Source organism: Actinosynnema sp. (assembly GCF_052038725.1).
The window spans coordinates 1-2,801 of record NZ_JBQGCX010000280.1 but is presented as its reverse complement, the minus strand read 5'-3'; the positions used below and the strand labels follow the sequence as shown (position 1 = coordinate 2,801).

The following is a 2,801-nucleotide window of genomic DNA, read 5'->3' as shown; positions in this document are numbered from 1 at the left end:
CTCCTCATCCCGTCCGCCCTGGCCCTCCTCGTCGGCGTCGCGGGGTGCACCGGGTCGCCCACGCCGAACGCGGGCGGCAGCGACGACAACAGCTCCATGGTGCTCGCCCAGGCCGTCGAGCCCACCTCGCTGAACCCGCTGCTCGGCTACGGCGCGAACGGCGCCGCCAAGATCTACGACGGGCTCGTCGCCCACTCCGCCGACCTCACCCTCGCCCCGGCGCTCGCCGAGCAGCTGCCGACCCCCTCCGCCGACGGCCTGTCCTGGACCGCGACCCTGCGCGAGGGCGTCAAGTTCAGCGACGGCTCCACCTTCGGCCCCGAGGACGTCGTCGCCACCTACCGCGCCCTGCTCGACCCGGCCACCGGCTCCACCGTCCGCGCCGACTTCGCGGGCCTGCAGGGCGTCGAGCAGCTGGACAACCGCACCGTCCGGTTCGCGCTGGAGAGGCCCTGGGCCGCGTTCCCGCACAAGCTCGTCCTCGGCATCCTGCCCAGCGAGGCCCTCGGCGTGCCCCTGGACCAGGTCGAGCCCGTCGGCACCGGCCCCTACCAGGTGGTCGAGCACAAGCGCGGCGACCGCCTCCAGCTCACCGCCAACCCCGAGTTCCGCGGCGGCGCGCCCGGCGTGCGCGAGCTGACCGTCGTCTTCGCGCCCGACGACAACACCCGCGCCCAGCGGATGCAGGCGGGCGAGTTCGACGGCGCCGAGCTGCCGCCCCGCCTCGCCGCGCTCGCCGGTTCCGCCAGCGGGATGCGGCTGATCACCCACCGCTCCGCCGACCTGCGCGCGGTCACCCTGCCCACCGGCAACCCGGTCACCGGCGACCCGGCGATCCGCGCCGCCCTCAACGCCGCCGTCAACCGGGAGGCCCTCGTGCAGAGCCTCCTCGGCGGCAAGGGCACCGCCGCCAGCACCCCCGTGCCGGAGACCACGCCCGAGTACGTCGACACCACCGCGTCCATCCGCCACGACAAGGCCCGCGCCGAGCAGCTGCTCGACCAGGCGGGCTGGGCCAAGGGCGCGGACGGGATGCGCTCCCGCGACGGCGCGCCCGCCCGGTTCACCCTCATGTACCCGATCGGCGACGTCGTCCGCAACGACCTGGCCACCGGCTTCGCCGCCGACGCCCGCGCGGTCGGCGTCGACGTGCAGCTCGCCGGCCTGGCCTGGGACTCGATCCGGCCCCGCCTCGGCCAGGACGCGCTGCTGTGGGCGGGCGGCTCCCCGTTCGACCCCGACCTCGCCCTCACCGCCGCGCTGCGCACCGGCAACCCGTGGGGCTACTCCGACCCGGTCGTGGACGCCGCGCTCGACACCGGCCGCGCCCAGCTCGACCCCGCCCAGCGGGCCACCGCCTACCGGCAGTTCCAGCGCGCCTACGCGGAGGACCCGGCGATGGTGGTGCTCGCCCTGGTCCAGCACACCTACGTGGTGCGCGACAACTGGAACGGCTACCAGCAGGTGGTGGACACGGCGGGCGCCGGTCCGCTGTCCTGGGGGCCGTGGTGGAACATCGAGAAGTGGGGTTCCAAGTGATCGACCTGACCACCGTCCGAGCCGACACCCCCGCGGCCTCCCGAGGCGTCTTCCTCGACTCGGCAGGCTCCTCCCTCCCACCCGACCGGGTCGTCGACGCGGTCGTCGGCCCCCTGCGCCGCGGGGCCGAGGTCGGCGGCTACCGGGCCGCCGCCCAGCGCGCCGCCGACCTCGACGCCGGGTACGGCGTGCTCGCCGAGCTGCTCGGGGCCGAGCCCGACGAGATCGCCTTCACCGACAGCGCCACCCGGTCGTGGCTGTCCGCGTTCGACGCCGTCCCGCTGGCCGCGGGCGACCGGGTGCTGGTCACCGAGGTCGAGTACGCGGGCAACGCCATCCCGATCCTGCAGCGCGCCCGCGAGGTCGGCGCGAGCGTGGAGACCGTCCCGTCCGACGGGGTCGGCCAGGTCGACGTGGCCGCGCTGCGGGAGCTGCTGGACGAGCGGGTCAAGCTGGTCTCCCTCGTGCACGCCCCCACCAACGGCGGCCTGGTCAACCCGGTCCGCGAGGTCGCCGACGCCGCGCACGGGGTGGGCGCGCTGGTGCTGCTGGACGCCTGCCAGAGCATCGGCCAGCTGCCGGTGCGCGCCGACGAGCTGGGCGTCGACCTGATCTCCGCCACCGGCCGCAAGTGGCTGCGCGGACCCAGGGGCACCGGCGTGCTGGTCGTCCGCAGGGCGGTGGCCGAGCGAGTGCGGCCCCGGCTGGTCGACCTGCACGGCGGCGAGTGGACCGGACCGGCCGAGTTCTCGGTGCGCGCGGGCGCCCGCGCGCACGAGCTGTGGGAGTTCGGCATCGCCGACCGCCTCGGCCTCGTCGCCGCCGCCCGCTACGCCCTGGACCTGGGGATCGACGCCATCGCCGCCGAGGTGTCGGCGCGCGCCGAGCGGCTGCGCGCCGGGCTGTCCGGGATCGGCGGGGTGACCGTGCGCGACCTGGGGGAGCGGCGCTCCGGCATCGTCACGTTCACCGTCGACGGCCACGAGCCCTCGGACGTGAAGGCCCGGCTGGCCGAGGCGGACGTCACCGTCACCACCAGCGGGCTGACCTCCACCCGGCTGGACATGACCCGGCGCGGCGTCACCGAGGTCGTCCGGGCCTCCCCGCACTACTTCCTCGAACCCGCCCAGGTCGACCGGGCCGTGGACGTGGTCGCCGGGCTCTGAGCGGGCACGACCGGGGAAGACCGGCAGGAGCGGTGGCCCGGGGGCGCGGGGGGGGTGGGGGGCCCCCCGCCGCCCGGGCCCCGGGGGGGGCGGACC

2 protein-coding genes are annotated in these 2,801 nt (G+C 76.3%); both read left to right on the top strand.

Translation table 11 applies throughout. The annotated features are described in order from the left end of the window. Positions 1–1,539: ABC transporter substrate-binding protein (locus ACTUAL_RS05500; protein ID WP_440899481.1), on the top strand; the 1,539-nt coding region annotated here is incomplete at its 5' end. Next, positions 1,524–2,705, top strand: coding sequence for an aminotransferase class V-fold PLP-dependent enzyme (locus ACTUAL_RS05495; RefSeq protein ID WP_440899480.1), 1,182 nt, complete (start codon positions 1,524–1,526; stop codon positions 2,703–2,705). The genes ACTUAL_RS05500 and ACTUAL_RS05495, both read left to right, overlap by 16 nt. The last annotated feature ends 96 nt before the right edge of the window (positions 2,706–2,801 follow it).